Genomic DNA, 2,501 nt, shown 5'->3' on the forward strand with positions numbered 1-2,501 from the left:
GACCGAGACGGTATTACTGATAGACACCTGTCTTTCAGACCGAGACGGTATTACTGATAGACACCTGTCTTTCAGACTGAGACGGTATTACTGATAGACACCTGTCTCTCAGACTGAGAAGATATTATTGATAGATACCTGTCTTTAAGGTAGTTCGATCATTGATTTCGGAGTTAGGCTGGAGGTGTGCGGATAATGGTACAAATGACTGGTCAGATTCGCTACGGAATATGAATGTACATAAGCCTTACTTAAATTTAAAAGTAAGGCTTATGAAGTTATGATTTACTAATTTATATTACTGGGCCGCTGTTTATCTCAGTCAAAGGTAGGTTGATATCAAAAATAATGCCTCTGACTTCTTTAACTCCCATGTTTTTTAAGCGTTCACTGTGCATGGCTAGGTAATTTTGAGCGCTTTTTTCATCTTCAAATAAATAGATGCCGCCACCAAGTTGTTCCGACGCGCTTTCTGTCCAAATTTTCCATATTAGCCCCGGCTCTTTGTTAATGGACAAAGCGAGGTCTTTTAGTGCTTCTGACATATCTGTGCCCATAGGGCCTTGATAGTCAAAGTCTACTTGAAGTATTTTCATAAAAATATTTCTCCGTTAGTGAGATTGTATGATGTTGCATTAGCTGACGGCTTGTAAATAAATCAAGTTATTACACTATGCCTTGTTCAATCATAGCTTCTGCAACACGTTTGAAACCAGCAATATTGGCACCAACAACAAGATTTCCAGATTGACCGTACTCTTTGGCGGTATCATTGGCCGCATCAAAAATATTCTTCATAATCACTTTTAATTTTTCATCAACTTTTTTAAAAGTCCAGTTTTGCATGCTGGCATTTTGTGCCATTTCTAGTTGGCTGGTTGCGACGCCACCTGCATTAGCAGCTTTACCAGGACCAAAAGCGATGTTTGCCGCAATGAACGCATCTACTGCAGCTTGTGTTGAGGGCATATTGGCACCTTCACATACAAGCATGCAGCCATTGGATATGAGTGCTTGAGCATCTTTCTCCGTCAATTCATTTTGAGTTGCACAAGGAAAAGCAGCATTCGCTTTAAAACGCCAGACAGCATGACCGTCTTTTGGGTAGTCGGATACAGGGATATATTGAGCACTAGGGTGTGTATTGATGTAGTTTTCTAGACTGGTTCGACATACTTCTTTAAGGTCTTTTAAGAGCTTAAGGTCGATACCTGTTTCATGAAAAATAGTACCGCGTGAATCCGAGCAACTGACAGGCACAGCGCCAAGTTGATACAGCTTTTCTATGGCGTATATAGCCACGTTTCCTGCGCCAGACACCAAACAAGACTTACCTTTTAGTGTGTCGTTTCTATCTTCTAAAATATATTGTGCAAAGTAAACCGCGCCATAACCTGTTGCTTCTTTTCTAGCAAGAGAGCCTCCCCACAAGAGGCTTTTTCCAGTTAATACACCTTCATAGCGACCTGTTAAACGTTTGTATTGGCCAAACATATAGCCAATTTCACGTGCGCCCACACCGATATCACCTGCAGGAACGTCGGTTGTTGGGCCAATATGGCGATAAAGTTCTGTCATAAAAGACTGACAAAAACGCATGATCTCACCATCTGAGCGGCCTTTAGGGTCAAAGTTTGCGCCGCCTTTACCGCCTCCTATAGGCAAACCGGTTAAGGCATTTTTAAAAATTTGTTCAAACCCTAAAAACTTAATAATGCTGGCATTCACGCTGGGATGAAAACGTAACCCGCCTTTATATGGCCCTAGAGCCGAGTTAAATTCAATTCGGTACCCTTTATTAACTTGTATGTCGCCCTTATCATCTACCCATGGCACACGAAAAATAATCTGACGCTCTGGTTCGATCATACGTTGTATAATGGCTTGTTTTTGATAGCGATCATTTGAATCTAAAACAGGAGTCAATGACTCTAAAACTTCTTCAACCGCTTGGTAAAACTCAGACTGACACGGGCTGGTTTGTTTTAAGTAGTCAATGCTTTGGTGAATGTAACTCATTGGGATATTGTCCTTAATAAGAAAAGGTGTGTATTTAAATTGTTTTATTTTGGTGCAACCTAAAAATAAAGTGATTTCGACTCAAATATTTTTTCATTTCATATCAACTAGATACAGATAGGATTGTAAGCGCATAGATAAGTTCATTGGCATTTTGCACAAAAAATGTGCCCAATCATGCTTTTTGCACCATAAAGAATCATCATACTATATCTAAAAAAAACACATCATAAAATTGAAAATGCTAATAAACGAATGAACAGACGTTGATTCTGAATATAGGTTGGGATCTTTAGCAGGGTGCTTCACTAAATCCCCAGAGTGTGAACGACTCACCAAAAATATGTTTATATCAATTGTGACGCTTTACCCTAGTGTCACTGATTTGAGCTGATCTATATGGCTTCCACCTAAAATCGGCTAGGGAGCACCCTCCGAAGGAGGAGGGTGGGGAATAGCCAAAGATGCGTAGCATCTTAATG

2 protein-coding genes are annotated in these 2,501 nt (G+C 40.2%); both read right to left on the reverse strand.

Annotation, left to right across the window (positions count from 1 at the left end; genetic code table 11):
* Window positions 1-293: 293 nt before the first annotated feature.
* Complete coding sequence (locus J9B83_RS15135; RefSeq protein WP_236037348.1) at window positions 294-596, reverse strand: monooxygenase; 303 nt, start codon at window positions 594-596, stop codon at window positions 294-296.
* Window positions 597-666: 70 nt separating this feature from the next.
* The gene (gdhA, locus tag J9B83_RS15140) at window positions 667-2,019 is read right to left on the reverse strand and encodes an NADP-specific glutamate dehydrogenase (RefSeq protein ID WP_211537646.1); all 1,353 of its coding nucleotides are present in this window, start codon (window positions 2,017-2,019) and stop codon (window positions 667-669) included.
* Window positions 2,020-2,501 lie beyond the last annotated feature (482 nt).

It is taken from the genome of Marinomonas vulgaris, from assembly GCF_018145875.1.
In the GTDB taxonomy this organism is placed as follows: Bacteria; Pseudomonadota; Gammaproteobacteria; order Pseudomonadales; family Marinomonadaceae; genus Marinomonas; species Marinomonas vulgaris.

What these genes read in the sequence shown, in the direction of transcription:
- gdhA (WP_211537646.1), bottom strand. Translation starts at nt 2,019, where the DNA reads ATGAGTTACATTCACCAAAGCATTGACTACTTAAAACAAACCAGCCCG.
- J9B83_RS15135 (WP_236037348.1), bottom strand. Translation starts at nt 596, where the DNA reads ATGAAAATACTTCAAGTAGACTTTGACTATCAAGGCCCTATGGGCACA.